Below are 23,074 nucleotides of genomic sequence, written 5' to 3'. Positions count from 1 at the left end.
GTGGCGAGGCCCGCAGCTTCGAACTCGCCGCGCAGCCAGGCGCGGGCCTCGTCGAACAGCGGCGAAAAGGCGCGCCGCGTCCAGGGGACGTCGGGCAGGGTGAATCGCGACAGGGCGTCAACGCGGGCCCACAGGCGGTCGGCGTTAAGCGGGGGAAAAGGCAAGGGGGACGATCCAGCGGGGTTCATCATCGTCCTCATGCCTGGCGCGGACGCAGGAAGCGGCCGTCGCCCTTCTGGTTGACGATGCGCTGGCCGTCGTAGACCTGCTGGCCGCGGCACCAGGTGCCCGCCACGCGCACGGTGAATTCGCGCCCTTCGAACGAACTCCATTGCACCGCCGACAGGCTGCCCGCCGGGTCGAAGGCGTAGCGCTCGGGTTTCAAGATCACGATGTCCGCGTCCTTGCCGACCTCAAGCGTGCCCTTGCGATCATCCAGCAGGAAGTGCCGGGCCGGATTGCGGCTGAGCTGCCGCACCACCATCGACGGCGAAATGCCGTGCTCTTCACAGCCGGTCCAGAACGCCGGCAGCAGCGTCTCCAGGCCGGGGCCGCCTGACGAATTCTTGAAGACGTTCGGGTTCTGTTTGCGTTCCAGGCCCCAGCTGACGTGGTCCGACGACACGAACGTGCAGTCGTCGTTGGCGATGTGCGTCCACAACAGGTCCACTTCGGCCTTGGGCCGGATCGGCGGATAGTGCTTGGTCTTGGCGCCGAAACGGCGAGTGTGCTCTTCGTGGTTCAGCATCAGGTACTGCACGCAGGTCTCGATGCTGGCGCGATGGCCGTTCTGCCGGTACATGTTGCAAATCTTGAAGCCGCGCGAGGTCGACACGTGCACCGCATGCGCGCGCGCACCGGTTTCGGCGCCGATCTCGTAGATCAGCGCGGTGGCCAGGTTTTCAATCAGCGGCGTATGGGCCCGCATGAACGCGTCCCAGCCCGTATCGCCGGCGTCGACTAGGCGGGCGATGTTCTTGCGCGTCATCTCCTGCATCTGGTTGTGCACGCCGCAGGCCAGGCCCGACGGCGCGATCAGGCGGAAGGCGTCGTACAGGTCGTCTTCCTCGATGCGGGGAAAGCGGCCCGGCGTGGCCTCGAAGGTCGAAAACTTGAAGGCGCAGACGCCGCCTTCAATCAGGCCGGCCGCGGCCTGCAGCCCGTGCTGCGGGTTCAGCGTGCCGAACAGCGCCACATCCACATGGCAATCGCGTTCGACTTCCGCGATCTTGGCGTCCAGTTGCGGGCGCGAGGCGACCGGTTCCGGGTCGTCATAAGGCATGTCGACCATGACGGTCACGCCGCCGGCCGCGGCCGCGCGCGACGCCCAGCCCAGGCCTTCCTGGTTCAACTGGCTGCCCGAATGCACCTGGCCATCCACCACGCCGGGCATGATCCACATGCCGCGCGCGTCGACGCTGTCGCGGCCAGCGGGCGCCGCGCCCGTGCCGCGCTGCGCGATGCGGCCATCCCGCACCGCCAGCCAACCGTCCATCGCCACCCCGTCCGGGTCCACGATATTGCCGCGCACCACCAAATCGAATTCGCTCATGACCGCTTCCATCCTGTGTTGAGTGCTGGAAGTGTAGTAACGGCCCAGGCAAAACGTCTTATGCTTATATGTGCGTAGGAATTAACATCAGGTTAAGCATATGAAACTCAATCTGCGGCAGATCGAGGTCTTCCGGGCCATCATGCTCAGCGGTTCCATCAGCGGCGCGTCCAAGCTGCTGTTCGTCTCCCAACCCGCGGTCAGCCGGCTGATTGCCTATACCGAACAGCGCCTGGGGCTGATGCTGTTCCAGCGCATCAAGGGCCGGCTGTACCCCACCCCGGAAGCCCGCCGCCTGTTCGTCGAGGTGACGGCGCTGTACCAGAACGTACAGCGCGTCAACGAGGTGGCGGACAACCTGGCCGAAAACCGCGAAGGCCAGTTGCGCCTGTCATGCAGCCCCAGCCTGGGCCAATCCCTCTTGCCCCGCGCCATCGCGCAGTTCCGCCGGCAGTTCCCTGAAGTGCGCATCGTGCTGCAGACGCTGATCCCGTCGGTGATGCTGCAATCGCTGTTGACGCAGCAGGTGGAGCTGGGCGTGGCGTACATGCCGGTGGACCATCCCAGCCTGGCCTGGCAGCCCCTCTATGAAAACAGCATCGTGGCGGTGCTGCCCAAAGGCCACCCGCTGGCGGGACGCAAGCAGGTGACGGTGAAGGACCTGGCGGATGAACCGTTGATCGGCTACAGCGCCGACATCCCGTTCGGCATGCTGATCAATAAGCTGTTCGGCGGCAGCGACGCGCAGCCTGAACCGCGCATTGAAGTGCAGCAGGCCCATGTGGCGTGTGCGCTGGTGCAGGCAGGCGCCGGCGTGGCGCTGGTGGACGAGATCACCGTGGCCGGGCCGATCTGGTCGGACGTGGTCACCGTGCCCATCGTCGGGACCGTCAACGCGCCCGTCAATGTGTTCCACCTTCAGCTTCAGCCGCTGTCGCGGCTGGCGCAGGCGTTCATCGACGTGCTCCACGTGATGGACCAGCGCGTCTGAGGCGCTTGCGGTCGCGGCAACGCCCTGGGGATATCCCTAAGGGCGCCATTCCATGCCCGCGCGTTGCCCTATGAGCCACCGGCAATCATTAACACGATGTTATGCAGCAGGCATAAAAGGTAATACGACATTATCAAAATTGATTCCTATGATGCCCCCGTCTGTCCCGCAAAAGCTTGCGGGGAGCTATTGAAACGGCAATCGGGGAGAAGGCCATCATGGGTAGGATCTTGACAATGCGCGATGTCGAAGCAGCCGTGCGGGGCGGTTCGGTGTTCGCCTGTGGCGGCGGCGGCTGGGCCGAACACGGGCGCGAACTGGGGTCGCTGGCGGTCACTATCGGCCGGCCCGAACTGGTGTCGATGGACGAAGTGCCCGACGACGCCTGGATCGCCACCGCGGCCGCCATCGGCGCGCCGGGCGGGCTGACCGACTGGCAGATGCTCGGCATCGACTACGTCCGCGCGGCGGAGCGCCTGCAGGAGGCCCTGGGCGAACGGGTCTATGGCCTGATCATCGGCCAGAACGGTATGTCCAGCACGCTGAACGGCTGGCTGCCCTCCGCGGTGCTGGGCACCAAGGTCGTGGACGCCGTGGGCGATATCCGCGCCCATCCCACCGGCGACATGGGGTCGCTGGGCCTGGCCGGCAGCCCCGAACCGATGATCCAGTGCGCCGTCGGCGGCAACCGCGCCAACAACGCCTATATGGAACTGACCATCCACGGCGCCACCGGCCGGGTATCGCCCGTGCTGCGCAAGGCGGCCGACATGGCAGGCGGTTTCATCGCCAGCTGCCGCAACCCGATACGCGCCTCGTATGTGCGCCGCCACGCGGCGCTGGGCGGCATCAGCCGCGCGCTGGCGCTGGGCGAGGCCATCCTGGCCGCGCAACCGCGCGGCGGCAGCGCGGTGATCGACGCGATCTGCAAGGCCACCCAAGGCGAGATCATCGGCGCCGGCAAGGTCGTGCGCAACACGCTCAAATACACGGAAGAAGCCTTCGATATCGGTACGGTCGAAATCGGCGACGGCGCGGGCAAGCGCGTGATCCACGTCATGAACGAACACATGGCGGTAACCGATGCGCACGGCGAACGCATCGCCTGCTATCCCGACGTGATCACCACGCTGGACGCCGACGGCAACCCCGTCAGCGCCGGCGCGCTACGAGACGGCCTGCAAGTCAGCATCCTGCATGTCCGCAAGCAGCACATCCCGCTGTCTTCCAGCGTGACGGACCCGTCCGTCTACCCGATCGTGGAGAAGGCGCTGGGCATGACCTTCACCGACTACGCGTTGGCTTCCTGAGGACATGGGCGTGAAACGAGAATTCAACCTCCCTGGCGGCAAGATGCTGCGCTGCAAAGGCTGGCGCCAGGAAGCGCTGCTGCGCTTGCTGGAAAACGTGCTGGCCGTGGGCGAAGACCCCGACAACCTGGTGGTCTACGCGGCGCTGGGCCGCGCCGCGCGCGATTGGCCGTCGCACGACGCGATCGTCCGCGCGCTGATGGAACTGGAAGAGGATCAGACGCTGATCGTGCAGTCCGGCAAGCCGATCGGCGTGCTGCGCACGCATCCGATGGCGCCCATCGTCATCATGGCCAACTGCAACATGGTCGGCCAGTGGGCCCGCGCCGAGAATTTCTACCAGCTGGAACGCGACAACCTGATCTGCTGGGGCGGACTGACGGCGGGCGACTGGCAGTACATCGGCTCGCAGGGCGTGATCCAGGGCACCTACGAAATCTTCTCGCGCATTGCCGAACGCCACTTCGACCGCGATCTGCGCGGCCGGTTCATCCTGACGGCGGGCATGGGCGGCATGGGCGGCGCGCAGCCACTGGCCGGCCGCATGGCGGGCGCGGCCATCCTGACGGTTGAAATCAACCCCGAACGCATCGACAAGCGGATCAAGGCCGGCTACCTGGAACGCCGCGCCGAGTCGCTGGACGAAGCCCTGGCCCTGATCCGGCAAGCCCAGGACCGCCGGGAACCCCTGTCGGTGGGCCTGCTGGGCAATGCCGCCGATCTCTATCCGGAAATCCTGGCGCGCGGCATCGTGCCCGACATCGTCACCGACCAGACGTCGGCGCACGACCTGGTCTACGGCTATATTCCCGCCGGCCATACGCTTGAACAGGTGGCGGAAATGCGCCGCACCGACATCCCCGGCCTGATGGACGCCAGCCGCGCGTCGATCGTGCGCCACGTCACCGCCATGCTGGGTTTCAAGGACCAGGGGGCCGTGGTTTTCGACAACGGCAACCTGATCCGCACCCACGCGAAGCAGGGCGGCGTGAAACGCGCGTTCGAGATCCCGGTCTTTACCGAAGCGTTCCTGCGGCCCTTGTTCGCGCGCGCCATCGGGCCGTTTCGCTGGATCGCGCTGTCCAACGACCCCGACGACATCCGCAAGATCGACGACTTCCTGCTGACGCGCTTTGCCGATAACGCCATCGTGTCCAACTGGATCCGGCTGGCGCGCAAGGAAGTGCCGTTCGAAGGGCTGCCCGCGCGCATCGCCTGGCTGGGCCACGGCGAACGCACCGAATTGGCGCTTGAGGTCAACCGCATGGTGCGCGCGGGCGTCCTCAGCGCGCCGGTCGCCTTCACGCGCGACCACCTGGACGCCGGCGCGATGGCGCATCCAAACATCATGACCGAGAACATGCGCGACGGTTCGGACGCCATCGCCGACTGGCCGCTGCTGAACGCGATGATCAATTGCTCGTCCAGCGCGGACCTGGTCGCGATCCACTCGGGCGGCGGCGGGTACAGCGGCTACATGACGAGCGCGGGCGTGACCGTGGTGGCGGACGGCACCGATGCGGCCGAGCAGCGCCTGCGCCTGTCCATGACCAACGACACCGCCAGCGGCGTGCTGCGCTATGCGGACGCCGGCTACGAGGAAGCGCTGGACGAGGTGCGGGAAAAAGGCATCGCCCGCATCGACACCGCCGCCGGCCGCGCCGACGGCCGATGACGCCGCGGGCGAAGCGGTTCAGCCAATGGAAAGTCGGACAGCGGTAATAGATAGCGCAGACCAAGCGCAAACGATCTCAATGGGGAATGCAATGAAAGACGTCATCATCAATCCGGGAATGGGGGCCTTGCCGGGCCACCCCGCTTCCCAGGCCCGCGCGCAAGAGCGCAGCGGCCGCAAAGCCGTCATCGCGGCATCGGCAGGCAATGCGCTGGAGTGGTACGACTTCACGGTCTATGCGCTCTTTGCCGTGTACATCGGGCAGAACTTCTTCCACAACGAAGACCCGACGGTGCAGTTGATGGCGTCGTTCCTGGCCTTCGGGCTGGGCTTCGTGGTGCGACCGCTGGGCGCGCTGGTGCTGGGCTCCTATGGCGACCGCGCGGGCCGCAAGGCCGCATTGACGCTGACCATCATGTTGATGGCCGTGGGCACGCTGCTGATCGCCGCCGCCCCGCCCTACGCCGCCATCGGCGTGGGCGCCCCGCTCTTGATCGTCTGCGGCCGCGTGCTGCAAGGCTTCTCGGCCGGCGGCGAAGTCGGCGGCGCCACCGCCTTCCTGGTCGAGCACGCCCCCGAGGGCAAGCGCGGCCAGTACGCGTCGTGGCTGCAGGCCAGCATGGGCATATCCAATCTGCTGGGCGCGCTGGTGGCCACGCTGGTCACCACCTTCCTGACCGAGCAGCAAGTCGGCGAATGGGGCTGGCGCATTCCGTTCATCATCGGCCTGGCGATCGCCCCGGTCGGCCTGTGGATGCGCCGCGCGCTGGACGAAACGCCGCACTTCCGCGAAGAGCAGGCGCGCCAGGCACGCCAGAACGACCGCGTGAAGACGCCGCTGCTTGCCGTGGTGCGTGACTACCCGAAGGAACTGCTGACCGGCTTGTGCATGTCGGTGCTGTGGGCGGTGGGCCCGTACGCGCTGATCATCTTCATGCCGATCTACGTGCAGAAATCCCTGGGTTTTTCCAGCTCGCAGGCCTTCGTGGCGGCCTTGGTGGGCAACCTGTTCCTGATCGGCGGCTGCGTGTTCTCGGGCACGCTGTCCGACCGCTACGGCCGCCGCACCATGCTGCGCGCCGCCGCGCTGCTGCTGCTGATCGCCGTGTACCCGCTGATGATGTGGCTGAAGGTGTCACACACGCAGACCACGCTGATCGTGGTGCAGTCGCTGTTCTGCCTGATGGTGGCCATGTATGTGGGCGTGGCGCCGGCGGCGCTGTCCGAGGTCTTCCCCACGGCGGTGCGGTCCTCGGGCATGTCCCTGTCGTACAACACAGCAGTGACGATACTGGGCGGATTCGCGCCCGCTATCCTTACCTGGATCACCTACACCACCGGCGTGGCCTTCGCCCCCGCGCTGTACGTGATGGGCGCTTGCGTGGTCGCGCTGGTGGCCTTGACCGTCTTGCCGCAGGGTCGTCATGGATAAGCCGCGCAAGGCACAGGACGGCCGCTGGAGCCTTTGGCCGCATCGGGGCCGGCTGGGCGCGGCTGCGGTCGCGCTGGCGGTAGCGGGCTTTGGGCCGGTGGCGCCCCGGGCGACGGCCGCCGCCGAACCGCCGCCCGCCGCCGAACTGGTGCTGCTGGGCGTGGCGGGCGGCCCCACCTGGTACGGTGAGAATTCCCCGCACGGGATTTCGTCGGCGCTGGTGGTCGACGGGCGGGCGTATATCGTCGACGTGGGGTCCGGCGCCTACCGCCAGCTGCGCCGCGCAGGCATCAAGCCCGGCGCGGAGCAAGCGGTGTTTCTCACGCACCTGCATACCGATCACATCATCGACCTGGCCAACCTGCTGGCCTACGACCCCAGCGCCCGGCGCCGTGCCAAGGCCTCCCTGCAAGTCTTCGGGCCAGGCCCTCGCGGCGCCCTGCCCCCGCTGGCGCCGGGCATGAAGGACGATGTCGTCATCCACGCCGAGAACCCGTCGCCCGGCACGCAAGACCTGGTGGCGTCGATCGTCGCGGGCATGGCGGCGGACCTGAATATCCGCGTGCGCAGCGAAGGCGTTCCGGACATCCGGCAGTTCTTCCAGGCGCACGACATCATCGTGCCGGCCGGCGTCGTCAAGGATCCGAACACCGATCCCGCGCCGCCCATGGAGCCGTTCACGGTATGGCAGGACGCGCGCGTGAAGGTCAGTGCCATCCTCGTGCCGCACGGGCTGGTGTATCCCAACTTCGCCTATCGCTTCGACACGGCGGCCGGTTCGGTCGTATTTTCGGGCGACACGGCGGCCAGCGACAACCTGGTCAAGCTGGCGCGCGGCGCCGACATCCTGGTGCACGAAGCGATCGACCCTGACTGGGTCGATCACATCGTCGGCGCCAAGCCCTGGGACGCCCGGCAGCAAGCGCTGGCCAGGCAATTGCTGGAGGCACACACCACGCCGCGCGAAGTCGGCGACGTGGCCACCCGCGCGGGCGTGAAGACCCTGGTGCTGTCGCACCTGGTGCCCGGTGACGCGCCGGCCGAACACTGGCTCAAGGCGCGCCAGACGTTCAACGGGCCGGTCGTGCTGGGCCAGGACCTGATGCGCCTGCCGCTGGGCTTGCCCGTGCCGCGCTAGGCCAGCCCGCTTTCCCCTTTCCCGCCCTCGCCCCTTCAGGAGCCGCAATGCCCATGCATCCTGCGCCGCACGCGCTTGCCCGTCCGCATCGCAAACCTCTTCTCGCGCGCCTGCGCGGACACCTCCCCGCCCTGCGGCGGACCGGCATCATGGCGCCCCTGCTGCTGGCGCTAGGGTATCCGGCCGGCGCATCCGCCGCCTGCACCCCGGTCACCCTGGACGGCCGCTCGTTAACCCTGGAACAGGTCGGCACGGTCGCCCGGCAAGGCTGCCAGGTGGTGCTGGCCGATGACGCTGCCGCACGCGCCCAGCGCTCCTTCGAGCTGCTGCTTGCCTACGCCAGGCTGGACCGCCCCGTGTACGGCCTGAACCGCGGCGTCGGCCTGAACAAGGACCAGACGCTCTTCAAAGGCGGCGACATCTCGCCCGAGGTGCGCAAGGTGTCGGAACAGTTCAACCGGAACCTGCTGCGTTCGCATAGCGCCGCCTATGGCGCCGAAACCCCGCAGGACGTGACCCGGGCGGCCATGCTGATCCGGCTGAATTCAGCGCTGTACGGCGGGTCCGGTTTGCAGGTGGAAGTGCTGCGCCAGTACGCCGCATTCCTGAACCGCGGCATTACGCCCGTGATGCTCGGCGAAGGTTCGGTCGGGCAAGCCGACATCACTATCCTGGCGCAGATCGGCCTGGCGATGATGGGTGAAGGAGAATCCTATTACGGCGGCCGCCGCATGCCTTCCGCGGAGGCGCTGGAACGGGCCGGCTTGAAACCCGTGCGCCCGTTCGGCAAGGACGCCTTGGCCATCGTCAGCTCAAACGCCTACGGCGCCGCCGTCGCCTCGCTGGCGGCGCTGGACGCGGCGCGCCTGCTGGACCAGGCCGACGCGGTGGCCGCCTTGTCGCTTGAAGGCCTGGACGGGAATCTGGCGCCCTTGCTGGCAGCGACCCAGGCGCAACGGCCGTACGACGGGCAGCGCCACACTGCGGCGCACATGCTGGTCATGCTTCGCGGTAGCAGCCTGTGGCAACCCTCCCCCAAACGCGCGCTGCAGGACCCCTTGAGCTTTCGCACCGTCAGCCAGGCTCACGGCGCGGCGCGCGACATGCTGGGGCTGCTGAGGCGCCAGCTCCAGCTCCAGATCAACAGTTCCGACGACAACCCCACCGTGGCACTGGATGCGCAGCCTGCGGCCGACGCCCAGGCCTACGAGGCCCAGTACTACGTCACGGACGGGCCGGTGCGAGGCGCCGTCCTGCCCTCCGCCGGATTCGATCCCAGCGCTTGGGTGCTACCGCTGCAAAGCCTGGGTGTCGCCTTGTCCCAAACGGCGCAGTTGTCGGCGCAACGCACGCTGCGGCTGACCGATACGGCATTCACCGCGCTGCCCCGCTTCCTCAGCCCCGGCAACGGCGCGATCGGCTATGGCCCGATCCAGAAAACGGTATCGTCGCTGGCGACCGATGTGCGGACGTTGTCGTCGCCCATCGTGACCGACGTGCAGGCGCAGGCCGGCAACATCGAAGATGTGGGCACCAACGCGCCCGCCACCGGCCGCCGCGTTGCCGCCCAGGTCGACCGGCTGACGATGCTGCTGGCCGTGGAACTGATGCATGCCGCGCAGGCCGTGGACCTGCGGCGCGCGCAACGGCCCGGCCTTGAACTGGGCGCCGGGACCGCCGCGCTGTGGCGCGATTTCCGCAAGCAGGTGCCCTACATGGATGAAGACCGCCGCAACGACGTGGACATCGTCCGCGCCACCGGCTTCCTGGCCCTCAACCCGCAAGGCGCCGAGGGGCAGAGGCCTGCGCCTTGACCTGCCTGCCTGGCGGCGGTACGGGCAGCGCCCCGCGCCCGCCGCCTGCCGGCCGTCACCCGCGACAGGCCGCTAAGCCTCCACCGGGGATGCCGCGATAGCCTCCTCCAGCATCTCCAGCCGGTCCTGGCCCCAGAACACCTCGCCCCGGTACACATAGGACGGCGACCCGAAGACGCCGGCCTTGACCGCATCGTCCGTGTTGCGCCGATACGCGGCGTCGACGCCGGCGTCCTCCGCCGCCGCCAGCAGGCTGTCCACCGGCAGGCCCAGCCGCTCCAGGACGTCGCGCAAGACGGCGGGATCGGAGATGTCCTGATCGTCCACCCACTCCGCTTTCAGGATCGCCTTGTACAGCGCCAGCACCGGCGTGCCGGCACGGTCCGCCGCGATGACAATGCGCGAGGCCAGCCCCGCATCGGGGCACATGTGCGCCGGTTGCGGGTTCACGTGAATACCCAGCTTGCGGCACCAGCGCGCCAGCTCCGCCACGCGGTACGCCTGGCGCTCGGGCGAGCGTTGCCCGAGCAACACGCCGCCGGTGCGCGAATAGACATCGGGCAGGTCCACCGGCAAGTACCGGATCGCCGCCTGCTGCCGGGCCGCCAGCGCTTCAAGCCGGTCGGCGCCCAGGTAGGCCCAGTCGGAATTCATCCAGAAGTAATAGTCGATCGTCTTCATGGCGTCCTCAGGTTCTTGCCGCCGACGGCACGCGCAGCGCGGGATGCGCGGCGGCCTCGCCCCGCATGCGCCAGGCGCTGACGAAGGCGACCACGCCCAACGCGCTCAGGTACCAGACCACATACTTCGGATCGCCCCCGCCCTTGGCCAGCAGCCAGGTCGCCACGATGGGCGCCAGCCCGCCGCCGATGGCACCGGACACCTGCACCGCCAGCGAAATGCCGGTGTACCGGACGTTCGCGGGAAACTGGCTGGAGAACAAGGTGCCTTCGGGCCCGTACAGGCAAGCGTATACCAGCCCCACCGCCAGGCAAACCGCCACGATGATCCAGCCCTTGTCGCCGGATCCCAGCAAGTTGAAAAACACGGGCGCGCAGATCAGGATGCCCACCGTGCCCGCCATGAACACCCACTTGTGGCCGATCTTGTCACCCAGCACGCCGAACAGCGGCATCGTGAACAGCGCCAGCGCCGCCCCCCAGATGGTGGCGTCCAGCATGACCGACCGCGGAATGCCCAGCGTGCCCGTGGCGTAGGCCAGCGAAAACGTCACGACCGTGTAGAACCACGTCACCTCGGCCAACCGCGCGCCTACCACCACCAGCAACGCGCGGCGATGGTGCTTGAGCACTTCGGCCACCGGCACCTCGACCTTGGCGCCCTTTTCCCGCATCTGCTCGAAATCGGGCGACTCGGCCACCTTGACCCGGATGAACCATCCCACCAGCAGCAGCACCACGCTGGCCAGGAACGGCAGGCGCCACCCCCAGGCCAGCATGTCCGCTTCCGGCAGCGCGGCCACTGCGCCCATCGCCAACGACGACAGGATCAGGCCAGGCGCCACGCCGGCTTGCGGCAGGCTTCCGAAGAATCCTTTCTTCCCCTCCGGCGCATGCTCCACCGCCATCAGCACCGCGCCGCCCCATTCGCCGCCCACGGCGATGCCTTGCAGAAAGCGCATCAGCACCAGCAGCACGGCGGCCCAATAGCCGATCTGCTCATACGAGGGGATCAGCCCGATCAGGATGGTGGGCACGCCCATCAGCAGCAAGGTGATCAGCAACATGGACTTGCGGCCGATCTTATCGCCGTAATGGCCGAAAATCACGCCGCCCAGCGGCCGCGCGAAGAACCCCACGGAATACGTGGCAAACGCCGCCAGCGTGCCCGTCAGCGGGTCGAAGGCGGGAAAGAAGATTTTGTTGAAGATCAGTGCGGCAGCCGTGCCGTACAGGAAAAAGTCGTACCACTCGATCGTGGTGCCCATCATGCTGGCAAGGCCAGCCGTCACATAATCGCGGCGCGAGCGCGCAGCCGCAGGCTTGGTCGTCTTCAAGTGACTCCCCTTGAATAGTCTTGATCGGATCTTTGGCGGAATCAGCCTTTGGGCTGCGGCAGCGGCGCGATGCCGTGCGTCTGCCTCGCCCAGTAATTGAACGTGGCGTTCACGATGGACGGTTTGAGCAGATAGTCGTGCGCCTCGCGGGCCAGGGCGTCGTCCACCGGCGTCAACGGCCCGAAGGCCTGGGCGCGGATCTGCATGCGCGCCGCGCGCTCCAGATACACCGACAGATACGTCGCTTCCTCGCAGGAGCCGCCCGCCGTCAGATAGCCGTGGTGCGCCAGGATGATGGCGCGCTTCTGGCCCAGCGCTTCGGAAATGATCACGCCCTCCTGGTCCGCGATCGGCACCCCGGGCCATTCACCCAGGAAGGCACAGTCGTCGTGCAGGGGCGTCATATCCATCTGTGAAATGACCAGCGGCTGGCGCGCGGCAGCCAGCGCGGAGGCCCACGGCGAATGCGTGTGGATGATGGACTGCACATCGGGCCGCGCCTCGTAGACCCACAGATGGAAGCGGGTAGCCGGGTTGGGCATGCCGTCGCCCGTCAGGGTGTGCAGGTCACGGTCGACTTCGATGAAGTCGGCGGGCGTCGCCTCGTCGAATCCCAGGCCGAAGCGCAAGGTCCAATACGCGCCCGGGCGCGCCGAGCGCACGCTGATCTGCCCGGCCAGGCCGGCTTCCTGCTCCGTCATCGCCAGGATGCGGCAGGCGTAGGCCATGGTTTCCTGGATACTGCGCGGCACGGCCTGCAGATGGCGCGCCATTTCCTGCGTGGCACGGGTGTCGAAATACGATTTCTCTCGCAATGCGGTATTCATGGGTTCCCCTTGGTGTCCTTGGCTTGCGGCGTCGACGGACGCCGTGCAAGGTCAGGACAGTATGGAAACCACCGCGCAAACTAGCCATGCAGCCAGGCTCATAGCTGCTATTCGGATGGCGGAGCGGGGCCGCCGGAGGTGCCGGGGCCGCCTGTCAGGCCGCCGCGATGCGGTGCGCGCACGCCAACAGCTCGGCCACCAGCGGCAAGGGCTGGCGCTGGGCCGGCGTGATCGCCACCACGCGGCGACGCAGCACCGGGCTGCGGATACCGACCTTGCGCAAGCCGTAGTCGGTCAGCAGCTTTTCGGGAATGCGCGACGGCAGGATACAGGCGCCCACCCCCGAGGACACCAGCTTGAGCATGGCGTCGATGGTCTCGGCCTCGGCCATGAATTCGGGCTGCAGCCCTGCGCTGTGGATCATCTTGCGCAAGGCGTAATGGGGCGGAAAGCCCACCAGCCGCAACGGCATGCCGCCCAGATCCACCGCGTCCGCCAGCGGCACGTCCCGGCGCACGATCAGGCACATCTCGTCGTCGAACAACGGGGTGGACGTCAGATTGTCCGAGGCCACCGCCGCGTCATAGACAAAGCCCACGTCCGCCTTGCCGCTCTCCACCAGGGCCACCACGTCGGGCGAACTGCGCCCCATCACGGACAGGTTCACGTGTTCGTGGCTGCTGACGAAGCTGGCCACGACGTCGGCCATGAAGTAGTAGCTGAGCGTGTGCACGGTGGCAAGACGCACCGTGCCATGGGTCACGCCTTCGCGCTGGCGCACGGCGTCAAGGACGCGGTCGATGCCCTGGTAGGCGGGCTGGATGCCTTCCAGCAGGCGGCTGCCCGCCTCGGTGAGTTCCACGCCGCGGCCCGTCCGCGTGAACAGGGGCTTGCCGACATGCGCTTCCAGCGCGGCCAATTGCCGGCTCAGGCCGGATTGCGTCTGGTCCAGGTCCTCGGCGGCGCGCGATAAGGATTTCAGCTCCGCGATCCGCACGAAATAACGTAATTGCCGGTCCGGCGTATCCATGGCGCTGCCCCTTGATTCTGGTCTGACGCGCTCGATTCGGCGCGGCTACAGTGTGCCCAAGGATGCCGTCCGGCACCACGGGGATTTGCGCTAGGGGCCTGAAAGCGTACCCTTGCAGCTTGCCCCTATGCCGGAAATCCGCATGACCGTCCCCATTGCCCGCCCCATTCCCGCCACCATCGCCGCCGTTATCCGCGACGGCCACGTGCTGCTGGTGCGCCGCGCCAACCCACCCGACGAGAACTGCTGGGCCTTTCCCGGCGGCAAGATCGACGCAGGCGAACGCATCGAGGCCGCCACGGCGCGTGAACTCCGGGAAGAGACCGGCGTGGTCGCCGAACCGCTGCACGTGTTCGACGCCGTAGACGTGTTCGACCGCGACGAAGCCGGCGCCCTGCGCCGCCACTTCATCCTGATCGCCGTGTTGTGCCGCTGGCAGTCGGGCGAACCGGTCGCGGGCGACGATGCGCGCGACGCCCGCTGGATACCGCTGGCGGATCTGGAAGGGCATGAACTGGCGACCAGCTTCGGCGTGGCCAGGCTGGCGCGCAAGGCGGCGGCGCTGATGGCGGCCGTCTAGGGCCCTCGTCACTACGATCCGCGGGCGCGCAACCAATCGCGGAATATCCGCGCCTTGTCCTTCAAGGCACGACGGCCCGGCCAAACCAGGTAATAGCCGAATTCCTCCAGCCAGGCGTCGTCCGCCAGCCTGACAAGCCTTCCCGCGGCGACCTCTGCCTCTACCATCGCGACCGGCAACAGGCCCGCTCCCTGCCCCGCCTCGACCGCTTTCAGCAGCAAGCCGCCGTCGTTGAAGGCGGGGCCTCTTGGCATACCCGCGTCCTCGACGCCTTGCGCCGCGAACCACAGTTGCCACCCCTGGCGCGTTTCGTCATGCACACGCGGCCAATGCAGCAGATCTTGCGCATTGACGGGCAGGCCCCGCGAAGCGACCAGCTCCGCCGACGCGACGGGCACCACTTCCACCGTCAACAGATGTTCGCTTTGCAAGCCCGGGTAGCGGCCCAACCCGTGCCGGATAGCGATGTCCACGCCTTCACGGGCGAAATCCGCCAACGCATTGCCGGTGACGATCTGCAAATCGATATCGGGATGGCGGGCGTGAAATGCGTTCAGGCGGGGAATCAGCCAGGCCGATGCGAAGAAGGCGGTCGTGCCGACGGTCAGCACGCGGCTTGCCGGCGGCGATGCCACGCGAGCCGAGGCCTCCAGGATCTGCCGGAACGCATTGCGGATGGGAGGCAAGTAGTTTTTGCCCGCATCCGTGAGCAGGATGCCCCGATTCACGCGTATGAAAAGCGGCACGCCCAGGTGCTGCTCCAGCGCCTTGATCAATTGGCTGACGGCGCCCGGCGTCACGCAAAGCTCTTCAGCGGCGGCCTTCATCGATTGATGGCGGGCGGCGGCATCAAAGGCGCGCAGCGCATTCAGCGGGGGCAATCGAGGAGCTGTCATTAGGAGGGCCTGTAGACGCTTTTCACGATAGTTTTTCTAATTTGAATGCAGTAGAAAACATGGTTTGCACCCTGGATGATGGAACATTAACGTGAACGCCTCGTCACGGTAGTTGACATCAAAGAATAGCAAAACTATATGGAAACCGATTTCCGCACCGCCGCCCACGCCGACCTGCTTGACCAGGACTTGGTCGCAGTCGCCGGCTTGATCCAGTCTGGCGACGTCTCGCCCGCGGAACTTGCGCACGCCCAGTTGCAACGCATACAGGCCCGGGACGGAGCGCTGCGCAGTTACGCCTGCGTGACGGCGGCATCGGCGATGGAGGAAGCCCGAGCCGCCGAAGCGGAGATTCGCGCCGGGCGATACCGCGGCCCGTTGCACGGCATTCCGCTCGCGCTGAAGGATCTGTGCCGTCGCACAGGCGTTCCCGCAGCGGCCGGCATGATCCTTGATCGCGGCATGCCGGCCGATCACGACGCCACCGTCGTCCGTCGCCTGCGAGAGGCGGGCGCGGTGCTGCTGGGGCAACTGCAAATGACGGAAGGGGCGTATTCCGACCATCACCCCAGCATCGACCCGCCGCGCAACCCGTGGAATGCGACGTACTGGACCGGCATTTCCTCCAGCGGATCGGCCGTGGCAACCGCAGCCGGCCTGTGCTTTGCAGCCACGGCATCAGATACGGGCGGGTCCATCCGGTGGCCTTGCGCCGCAACGGGGCTTACCGGCATCAAGCCCACATGGGGCCGCGTCAGCCGGCATGGCACCGTGGAATTGGCGGCATCGTTGGACCACATCGGCGTCATCGCGCGCAGCGTCAGGGACTGCGCAGCGATGCTGCAAGCCATTGCGGGCGCCGATCCGCGGGATCCGACCGCATTGCAAGCCCCGGTACCGCCCTATGCCGGACAGGCCATTGGCGCCATCTGTGGCCTGCGCCTTGGGTTCGATCCGCATTGGAACGGCGATGGCGTCGACACGCTGACGCACCGCATGCTGGCCGCGGCGGCGCAGACCTTCCAGGACCTGGGCGCGACCCTGGTTCCGCTGCGGTTCCCCATAGCCGAGGCCGAGCAGGCGATTCAGGACTGGGCACTCAACTGCGCCGTGGAAGCCGCCGTCGCCCATGCGGCCACCTACCCCGCCCGCCAGGACCAGTATGGACCGGTGTTGGCAGCGGTGCTCGACGCCGGCCACGCCCTGTCCGGCCCGGACTACCAGCGCATCCTGCTGCGCCGCATGGCGCTGCGCGGCAAAGTGGACGCCTTGTTCACCGGAATCGACGCGCTGCTGACACCGGTGCAGCCGATGCCCCCGCTGACGCTGCGTGATATCAGCACGCTAGGCGAGCAGCCCGGCCTGATCGCGGCGTTGCAGCGCTACACCTGCGTATTCGACATGACGGGGCATCCCTGCCTGACGCTACCGGCCGGCCAGTGCGCCGCCGGCATGCCAATGGGCCTGCAACTGGTCGCTGCGCACTTGGACGAGACCACGCTGTTCCGGCTGGGCGCGGCGTTCCAGGCACATACGTGCTGGCATCTGCGCCGCCCTGCGGCAAAGGAAGGTCAATGACGATGCACGTGCGACAGACCGCTGCGCCGCGCGCGCCGGGAAAGGTCTTTCATGGATGGTTCGTGGTTGCCGCGGCGTTCACCATCACCCTGCTGGGATTCGGCTGCGCCTATTCCTTCAGTGCCTTCGTCGACGCGCTGCAACGGGAATTCGGCGCATCGCGCGGCGACGTGTCGCTGATTTTCTCGCTGGCAGGCTGCCTTTACTTCGGCTTTGGCGTGATCAGCGGCCCCCTGGCCGACCGTTACGGATCACGCCGACTGGCAATGGCCGGGATGCTGCTGCTGGCGCTCGGCCTGACACTGGCCGGTGCGGCGCAGAGCATGGCGCAAATCTACCTGGCCTACGGCCTTGGCGTGGGACTGGGCGTTGGCTGCGCCTATGTGCCGGTGGTCGGCGCGGTACAGCGCTGGTTCCAGCGCCGGCGCGCGCTGGCGTCCGGACTGGCGGTCAGCGGCATCGGGGTGGGCACATTGCTAGTGCCGCCGCTGGCGTCGGCGCTGATAGATCTGTGGGGATGGCGCACCGCCTATCTGGCCTTGGCCGTCAGCGTGGCCCTCATTGGCGTCGCTGCCGCGCGCTGGGTGGAAAACACCCCGCAGGACCGGGGCCTGGCGCCGGACGGCGCCGCGTTACCCGCGGCCGCCTCGACGCCCCTCGGCGTCCCGCTGAGCGTTGCGGTCCGCAGCAAGGCCTTTGCATTGTTGTACGTAGCCTGCCTCTGCTGCGCGTTCGGCGTCTTCGTGCCCTTCGCGCACCTGATTCCCTACGCGCTGGACCATGGCGTCGGGTCCGGCCGTGCCGCACTGCTGCTCGGGTTGATCGGAGTCGGCAGCACGGCCGGCCGGTTCTGCCTCGGGCCGCTTGCGGATCGCCTGGGCCGGCGCGCTTCGCTCGCGGCCATGTATGGCGGGATGGCGGCAGCGCTGGGACTGTGGGGCGCGGCCGGCCAGTTCTGGGCGCTGGCGCTGTTCGGGCTGGTATTCGGCCTGTTCTACGGCGGCTGGGTGGCGCTCTTGCCCGCCGTGGTCATGGACTATTTCGGCGGCCGCCACGTCAGCGGCATCATCGGCATGCTGTACACGAGTGTGGCGTTCGGCACGTTGATCGGTCCGGTCGCGGCGGGGTACGCCTACGATCTGGGCGGCAGCTACGTGCTGCCGATCATGGCCGCCGCAATGGGCAGCCTCGCGGCGGCAATGATCACTGGGTTTCTTCCGAATCCCGATGCCGCTGCGCGGGCAATGCACGCGCCTTGATCCACAAAAACATCGGCAGCCGGGTCCATTGCTGCAGCTGTGCCGTCGATGCCCTGTCCGGCTGCGGTTCGCGCAGCGAGACGATCGCCAGCCCCGCTGCTTCCAGCGCCGCCATGTAGTCCTGCAAGGGCAGCGACCAGCCCGCGAAATGCATGCTCAGGCCATCGCGCGTTTCCTTGCCCTCGAAGTGTTCCCGCCCGTAATACGTGCCGTCGATCACGAACGGCGCGTCCGCTTGCGGCCCGGTGAAACGGCCGCGGTCGCGGAAGGGATGCACGATGGAAATAAACAGTGTGCCGCCCGGCTTGAGCACCCGGCGCACTTCGTGCAGCGCGGCCGGCACGTCGTCCACGTCCATCAACACGTTGTAGGCAATCACCAGATCGAACTCGCCGTCCACATAGGGCAAGGACTGCGCGGGTGCGACGTCGTACCGGTCAGCGGAATCCGCCGCGCGCGCCGCCTCGACCATGGCGGCCACGGCATCGCTTGCGGTGACGTGATAGCCCAACGCCCGTGCCTCGCGGCTGATGCGGCCTTCGCCGCAGCCGATTTCTAGCACACGGCCCTGTCCCCTGCCCAGGTACGCCGCGAAGCCCTCCCGGTACGCCCAGAATGCGTCATGCCCCGGCGTGCCCGCCCACGTTATCCATTGATCGGCCACGGCGGTCCAGTGCGCCTGGTCTGGTTGCGAGTCGGTCATTTTTGATTCTCCGTGATAACGCCTGCGGACACGGCACGGGCGACAGGCGCGCCAACCGGATCCGCGGCAGGCCCTACTATATACAGCCCGGCAACCACCTCCCCCCTGCCCCATGTTCGACGCCTACCTATCCCGCTGGAACCTCGTGCCCGACGGCGCCCCCATCGTGACCCATGCCGCGCAACTGCTGCCCGTCACGCGCGACGGCGCGCCGGCCATGTTGAAGGTGTCGAGCGAAGAAGACGAACGGCAAGGCGGCGTGCTGATGACGTGGTGGGACGGCCAGGGCGCGGCCCGCGTGCTGGCGCACGACGACTGCGCCATCCTGCTGGAACGCGCCACCGGTACGCGCTCGCTGGCGGCCTACGCCCGCACGGGCCGCGACGACGAGGCCACGCGCATCCTCTGTCGCGTGCTGAAGGCCTTGCACGCCCCGCGCGCCAAACCGCTGCCGCCGCTGCGCAGCCTGGAGGAATGGTTCGTGGAACTGTGGCCCATGGCCCAGGCGCAAGGCGGCATCCTGGCGCACAGCGCCCGCCACGCCCGCGCGTTGCTGGACGATCCGCGCGATCTCGCGGTGCTGCATGGCGACGTCCACCACGACAACGTGCTGGACTTCGGCGAACGCGGCTGGCTGGTCATCGACCCCAAGCGGCTCTACGGCGAACGCGCGTTCGACTACGCCAACATCTTCTGCAACCCCGACCTGTCGGACCCCGTGCCGCCCGTGGCGATCGTGCCCGGCTGCTTCGAGCGGCGGCTGGACCTCATCGTGGCCGAGTCCGGCCTGGACCGCCGCCGCCTGCTGCAATGGATCGTGGCGTGGTGCGGGCTGTCGGCCGTCTGGTACCTGGGCGACGGCGACGATGCCGCGATCGACCTGAACATCGCCCGCCAGGCGCAAGGACTACTGGACGCCTGAGCCGGCACACGTCACGAAGGCGCCGGTTCGATGAGGTAAGGTGTAGCCCCTTCACCCCTTATCTCTTCATTCCTGGAGTATCGAATGACCGGATTGTTCATCGTGGTGGCGGCGCTGGCGTTTCTGATGCTGGCGGCGTATCGGGGCTACAGCGTCATCCTGTGCGCGCCCATCGCGGCCATGGGCGCGGTGCTGCTGACGGATCCTTCCGCGCTGGCCCCCGTGTTTTCAGGCATTTTCATGGAGCGCATGGCCGGCTTCGCCAAGCTCTACTTCCCCGTCTTCCTGCTGGGCGCGGTATTCGGCAAGCTGATCGAACTGTCGGGTTTTTCCCGCGCGATCGTCCAGGCGGTGCTGCGTATGATCGGCGCCGAACGCGCCATCGTCGCCATCGTGCTGGTCTGCGCCGTGCTGACCTACGGCGGCGTGTCGCTCTTCGTCGTGGTGTTCGCGGTGTATCCGTTCGCTGCCGAGATGTTCCGCCAGGGCGGCATTCCCAAGCGGCTGATGCCGGGGGCCATCGCGCTGGGCGCGTTCACGTTCACGATGACGGCGCTGCCCGGCACGCCGCAGATCCAGAACATCATCCCCACCACCTTCTTCGAAACGACCACCTGGGCCGCGCCCTGGCTGGGCCTGATCGGCGCGGCGTTCACGCTGACCGCGGGCATCGCCTACCTGGAATGGCGGCGCAAGCGCGCGGCCGCCGCCGGCGAGACCTACGGCACCGACCTGCGCAACGAACCCACGACGCCGCCCAGCGAACGCGACCACCATCCCCTGATCGCGCTGCTGCCGCTGGTGGTCGTGGGCGTGGCCAACTTCCTGCTGACGCGCTGGATCCCCGGCTGGTATCCGGCGGGCGCTGAAGTGACCCTGCCCGGCCTGCCCAAGCCGATGCCCGTCAACGCCGCCGACCAGGTCGCGCTGTGGGCGGTGATGGGTGCGTTGATCGCCGGCATCTTCACCATCCTGCTGTTCTCGTTCCGCAGCATCAAGGCGCACTTCGCCGAAGGCAGCAAGAGCGCCGTATCCGGCGCGCTGCTGGCCTCCATGAATACCGCGGCCGAATACGGTTTCGGTGGCGTCATCGCCGCCTTGCCGGGTTTCCTGCTGGTTGCCGAGGCGCTGAAATCCATTCCCGACCCGCTGGTAGGCGAAGCCATCGCCGTGACCTCGCTGGCGGGCATTACGGGGTCCGCCTCGGGTGGCATGAGCATCGCGCTGGCCGCCATGGCGCAGACCTTTATCGACGGCGCGCTTGCGGCGGGCATCCCCATGGACGTGCTGCACCGGGTCGCCGCCATGGCCAGCGGCGGCATGGACACGCTGCCGCACAACGGCGCAGTGATCACGCTGCTGGCCGTCACCGGCCTGACGCACCGCCAGTCCTATGGCGACATCTTCGCCATCACGCTGATATCGACGATGTCGGTGTTCGTGGTAATCGCGGTGTACTACCTGACCGGCATCGTCTGATCGAAGGCGGTGGCGAACACGTCAGCCAGCCACTGCGTGAACACGCGCACCCGGGCCGACACCTGCCGGTTCTGCGGGTACAGCACCGACACCGGCATGGGCGCGGGCGGCGCCTTGGACAGCACGATCCGCAGGTGCCCCGCGGCCAGCTCGCGCTCCACCCGGTAGCGGGGCACTTGGGCCAGCCCCAGGCCGGCCAGCGCCGCGCCGGTGTAGAGTTCGGCCCCCGTCACGCTGATGACCGAGCCCGGACGCACCAGCACGCGTCGCCCGTCCACCATGAAGTCCAGCGGCATGCTGCGTCCGGTCGCGCTGGACAGGTAGTCCACCGCGCGGTGGCCCTCCAGGTCTTCCAGCCGGACAGGCGTGCCGAAACGCGCCAGGTACGCGGGACTGGCCACCGTCACCTGCGGCATCAGCGCGATCTGCCGGCCCACCAGCGACGAATCCTGCAAGGCGCCCGCGCGCAGCACGCAATCAACGCCTTCGCGCACCATATCCACCAGGCGGTCGTCTTCGCCCAGGTGCAGGACGATGTCGGGATAGCGCTCTAGAAAACCCGGCAGCCCGGGCATCACGAAGTACTTGGCCAGCGTGCCTTGGGCGTTGACGCGCAGCAGCCCCTTGGGCGCGGTGTTCAGGAACGCGCCGTCGGCCTCTTCCAGGTCCGCCAGCAGGCGCACGCAGCGCTGGTAATAGGCCTCGCCGTCGTGCGTCAGCCGCACCTGGCGCGTGGTGCGTTCCAGCAATCGGGCACCCAGGCGCTTTTCCATGCGCTTGATCAGGGTGGTGACCGTGGCGCGCGGAATCTGCAGGTCTTCCGCCGCCTGGGAAAAACTGCGCCGTTCGGCGATGCGGACAAACACCTGCATTTCCTGGAAACGATCCATGCTGGTCCGCCAATTATTAATGTAAATGGAATTATGTTAGCGAATATAGGGTAATTATCTTCGGTTTGGAATAGTCCATCATGCGTCTCACCCCCCACCCTTTCGGAGAATGCGCATGAACCCCCAAGCCTCTCAACCGACCCCGCAACGCGTCGCCCTGGTCACGGGTGGCTCCCGCGGCATCGGCGCCGCCATCGTGCGCCGCCTGGCGCGCGATGGCTTTGCGGTCGGCATCAACTACGCATCCAGCGCGGCGGACGCCGACGCGCTGGCCAACGAAATCCGGCTGGCCGGCGGCCGTGCCGTCGCGGTGCAAGCCGACGTGTCCAAGGCGGCCGATGTGCGCGCCTTGTTCGACAAGGTCGAATCCGAATTGGGCCGCATCAGCGCGCTCGTCAACAGCGCCGGCGTCCTGAAGGTGCAGCCGCTGGCCGACACCTCCGACGAGGACTACGCGCAGACCTTCGACATCAATACGCGCGGCACCTTCAACACCCTGCGCGAAGCCGCCACCCGGCTGGCCGATGGCGGCAGCATCGTCAACGTGTCCAGCACGACGATTGCGCTGAACCTGCCGGGCTATGCGGTCTACATCGCCAGCAAGGCCGCCGTCGAGAGCTTTACGCATGTGTTTTCCAAGGAACTGCGCGGCCGCCGCATCACCGTGAACGCCGTGGCCCCCGGCCCCGTCGCCACCGAGCTGTTCTTGAAGGGCAAGAGCCCCGAACTGATCGAGCACTTCGCCAAGATGCCGCCGCTGGAACGGTTGGGGCAGCCCGACGACATCGCGGGCGTCGTATCGTTCCTGACGGGGCCGGACAGCGGCTGGGTCAACGGCCAGATCCTGCGCGCCAACGGCGGCGTTGCCTGAACCCTGGGTCGGACCGGCGTGGCGCCCCGCTGCCCGGGGGCTGGGCGCCCCGCCGATTTATTCCCGACTGGACTTATTCCATGAAAAAACCTTGTTTGTGGGGATGAACC

General features: G+C 67.4%; 20 protein-coding genes and 1 pseudogene. 12 read left to right on the top strand and 9 right to left on the bottom strand.

Features of this window, described 5'->3' with window-relative positions:
- Both HG262_RS31000 and HG262_RS17035 read right to left on the bottom strand, forming a co-directional pair.
- A pseudogene (locus tag HG262_RS31000) lies at nucleotides 1-188 on the bottom strand (Zn-dependent hydrolase); the annotation flags it as partial.
- Between the two features lie 8 nt (nucleotides 189-196).
- Nucleotides 197-1,552 carry an amidohydrolase family protein gene (locus tag HG262_RS17035; RefSeq protein WP_169272132.1) on the bottom strand — a complete coding sequence of 452 codons (1,356 nt, stop codon included), beginning with the start codon at nucleotides 1,550-1,552 and terminating at the stop codon, nucleotides 197-199.
- A gap of 100 nt (nucleotides 1,553-1,652) precedes the next feature.
- Here HG262_RS17035 and HG262_RS17030 point away from each other — a divergent pair, with 100 nt between their 5' ends.
- From HG262_RS17030 to HG262_RS17005, 6 genes are all read left to right on the top strand, one after another.
- Complete coding sequence (locus HG262_RS17030) at nucleotides 1,653-2,543, top strand: LysR family transcriptional regulator (protein WP_169272131.1); 891 nt, start codon at nucleotides 1,653-1,655, stop codon at nucleotides 2,541-2,543.
- A 218-nt stretch (nucleotides 2,544-2,761) separates the two neighbouring features.
- Nucleotides 2,762-3,853 carry a DUF917 domain-containing protein gene (locus tag HG262_RS17025; RefSeq protein WP_169272130.1) on the top strand — a complete coding sequence of 364 codons (1,092 nt, stop codon included), beginning with the start codon at nucleotides 2,762-2,764 and terminating at the stop codon, nucleotides 3,851-3,853.
- A gap of 10 nt (nucleotides 3,854-3,863) precedes the next feature.
- Nucleotides 3,864-5,528 carry a urocanate hydratase gene (locus HG262_RS17020; protein WP_348984399.1) on the top strand — a complete coding sequence of 555 codons (1,665 nt, stop codon included), beginning with the start codon at nucleotides 3,864-3,866 and terminating at the stop codon, nucleotides 5,526-5,528.
- Between the two features lie 118 nt (nucleotides 5,529-5,646).
- Nucleotides 5,647-6,960, top strand: coding sequence for an MFS transporter (locus HG262_RS17015; protein WP_248293384.1), 1,314 nt, complete (start codon nucleotides 5,647-5,649; stop codon nucleotides 6,958-6,960).
- Nucleotides 6,953-8,098 (top strand): MBL fold metallo-hydrolase, encoded by a 1,146-nt coding sequence (locus HG262_RS17010; protein WP_169272127.1) that lies wholly within the window; start codon nucleotides 6,953-6,955, stop codon nucleotides 8,096-8,098. The genes HG262_RS17015 and HG262_RS17010 overlap by 8 nt, the downstream gene beginning before the upstream one ends.
- 47 nt (nucleotides 8,099-8,145) lie before the next feature.
- On the top strand, nucleotides 8,146-9,912 hold the full coding sequence (locus HG262_RS17005) for an aromatic amino acid ammonia-lyase (RefSeq protein WP_169272126.1): 1,767 nt from the start codon (nucleotides 8,146-8,148) through the stop codon (nucleotides 9,910-9,912).
- Between the two features lie 72 nt (nucleotides 9,913-9,984).
- On the opposite strand, the gene HG262_RS17000 is transcribed toward HG262_RS17005, so the two are convergent.
- From HG262_RS17000 to HG262_RS16985, 4 genes are all read right to left on the bottom strand, one after another.
- A complete protein-coding gene (locus tag HG262_RS17000; RefSeq protein ID WP_169272125.1) occupies nucleotides 9,985-10,593 on the bottom strand; it encodes a 2-hydroxychromene-2-carboxylate isomerase in 609 nt (202 codons plus the stop codon).
- A 7-nt stretch (nucleotides 10,594-10,600) separates the two neighbouring features.
- Nucleotides 10,601-11,929, bottom strand: coding sequence for an MFS transporter (locus tag HG262_RS16995; protein ID WP_169272124.1), 1,329 nt, complete (start codon nucleotides 11,927-11,929; stop codon nucleotides 10,601-10,603).
- A 41-nt stretch (nucleotides 11,930-11,970) separates the two neighbouring features.
- A complete protein-coding gene (locus HG262_RS16990) occupies nucleotides 11,971-12,756 on the bottom strand; it encodes an aldolase (protein WP_169272123.1) in 786 nt (261 codons plus the stop codon).
- A 154-nt stretch (nucleotides 12,757-12,910) separates the two neighbouring features.
- Entirely contained in the window at nucleotides 12,911-13,786 is an 876-nt protein-coding gene (locus HG262_RS16985) for a LysR family transcriptional regulator (RefSeq protein ID WP_169272122.1), read from the bottom strand.
- 142 nt (nucleotides 13,787-13,928) lie between these two features.
- Between HG262_RS16985 and HG262_RS16980 the strand changes: the two genes are divergently transcribed.
- On the top strand, nucleotides 13,929-14,366 hold the full coding sequence (locus HG262_RS16980) for an NUDIX hydrolase (protein ID WP_169272121.1): 438 nt from the start codon (nucleotides 13,929-13,931) through the stop codon (nucleotides 14,364-14,366).
- 11 nt (nucleotides 14,367-14,377) lie between these two features.
- Here the strand turns inward: HG262_RS16980 and gcvA are convergent, their stop codons facing one another.
- A complete protein-coding gene (gene gcvA, locus HG262_RS16975; RefSeq protein ID WP_169272120.1) occupies nucleotides 14,378-15,262 on the bottom strand; it encodes a transcriptional regulator GcvA in 885 nt (294 codons plus the stop codon).
- Nucleotides 15,263-15,400: 138 nt separating this feature from the next.
- On the opposite strand from gcvA, the gene HG262_RS16970 reads away from it, so the two are divergent.
- Both HG262_RS16970 and HG262_RS16965 read left to right on the top strand, forming a co-directional pair.
- Complete coding sequence (locus HG262_RS16970; RefSeq protein ID WP_169272119.1) at nucleotides 15,401-16,840, top strand: amidase; 1,440 nt, start codon at nucleotides 15,401-15,403, stop codon at nucleotides 16,838-16,840.
- Nucleotides 16,837-18,099, top strand: coding sequence for an MFS transporter (locus HG262_RS16965; protein ID WP_169272118.1), 1,263 nt, complete (start codon nucleotides 16,837-16,839; stop codon nucleotides 18,097-18,099). The genes HG262_RS16970 and HG262_RS16965 overlap by 4 nt, the downstream gene beginning before the upstream one ends.
- Here HG262_RS16965 and HG262_RS16960 read toward each other — a convergent pair.
- Complete coding sequence (locus HG262_RS16960) at nucleotides 18,044-18,802, bottom strand: class I SAM-dependent methyltransferase (protein ID WP_169272117.1); 759 nt, start codon at nucleotides 18,800-18,802, stop codon at nucleotides 18,044-18,046. The two genes, HG262_RS16965 and HG262_RS16960, sit on opposite strands and share 56 nt — an antisense overlap.
- Before the next feature lie 112 nt (nucleotides 18,803-18,914).
- Between HG262_RS16960 and HG262_RS16955 the strand changes: the two genes are divergently transcribed.
- Both HG262_RS16955 and HG262_RS16950 read left to right on the top strand, forming a co-directional pair.
- Nucleotides 18,915-19,724 (top strand): aminoglycoside phosphotransferase family protein, encoded by an 810-nt coding sequence (locus tag HG262_RS16955; protein ID WP_169272116.1) that lies wholly within the window; start codon nucleotides 18,915-18,917, stop codon nucleotides 19,722-19,724.
- An 84-nt stretch (nucleotides 19,725-19,808) separates the two neighbouring features.
- On the top strand, nucleotides 19,809-21,203 hold the full coding sequence (locus HG262_RS16950) for a GntP family permease (RefSeq protein ID WP_169272115.1): 1,395 nt from the start codon (nucleotides 19,809-19,811) through the stop codon (nucleotides 21,201-21,203).
- Here HG262_RS16950 and HG262_RS16945 read toward each other — a convergent pair.
- Entirely contained in the window at nucleotides 21,182-22,093 is a 912-nt protein-coding gene (locus HG262_RS16945) for a LysR family transcriptional regulator (RefSeq protein ID WP_169272114.1), read from the bottom strand. The two genes, HG262_RS16950 and HG262_RS16945, sit on opposite strands and share 22 nt — an antisense overlap.
- A 115-nt stretch (nucleotides 22,094-22,208) precedes the next feature.
- Between HG262_RS16945 and HG262_RS16940 the strand changes: the two genes are divergently transcribed.
- Nucleotides 22,209-22,964, top strand: a complete 756-nt coding sequence (locus HG262_RS16940; protein WP_169272113.1) for an SDR family oxidoreductase — start codon at nucleotides 22,209-22,211, stop codon at nucleotides 22,962-22,964.
- Nucleotides 22,965-23,074 lie beyond the last annotated feature (110 nt).

It is taken from the genome of Achromobacter sp. Bel, from assembly GCF_012928505.1.
GTDB lineage: Bacteria > Pseudomonadota > Gammaproteobacteria > Burkholderiales > Burkholderiaceae_B > Achromobacter.
The sequence above is the reverse complement of the archived record's forward strand: the minus strand, read 5'-3'. Positions and strand labels throughout refer to the sequence as shown.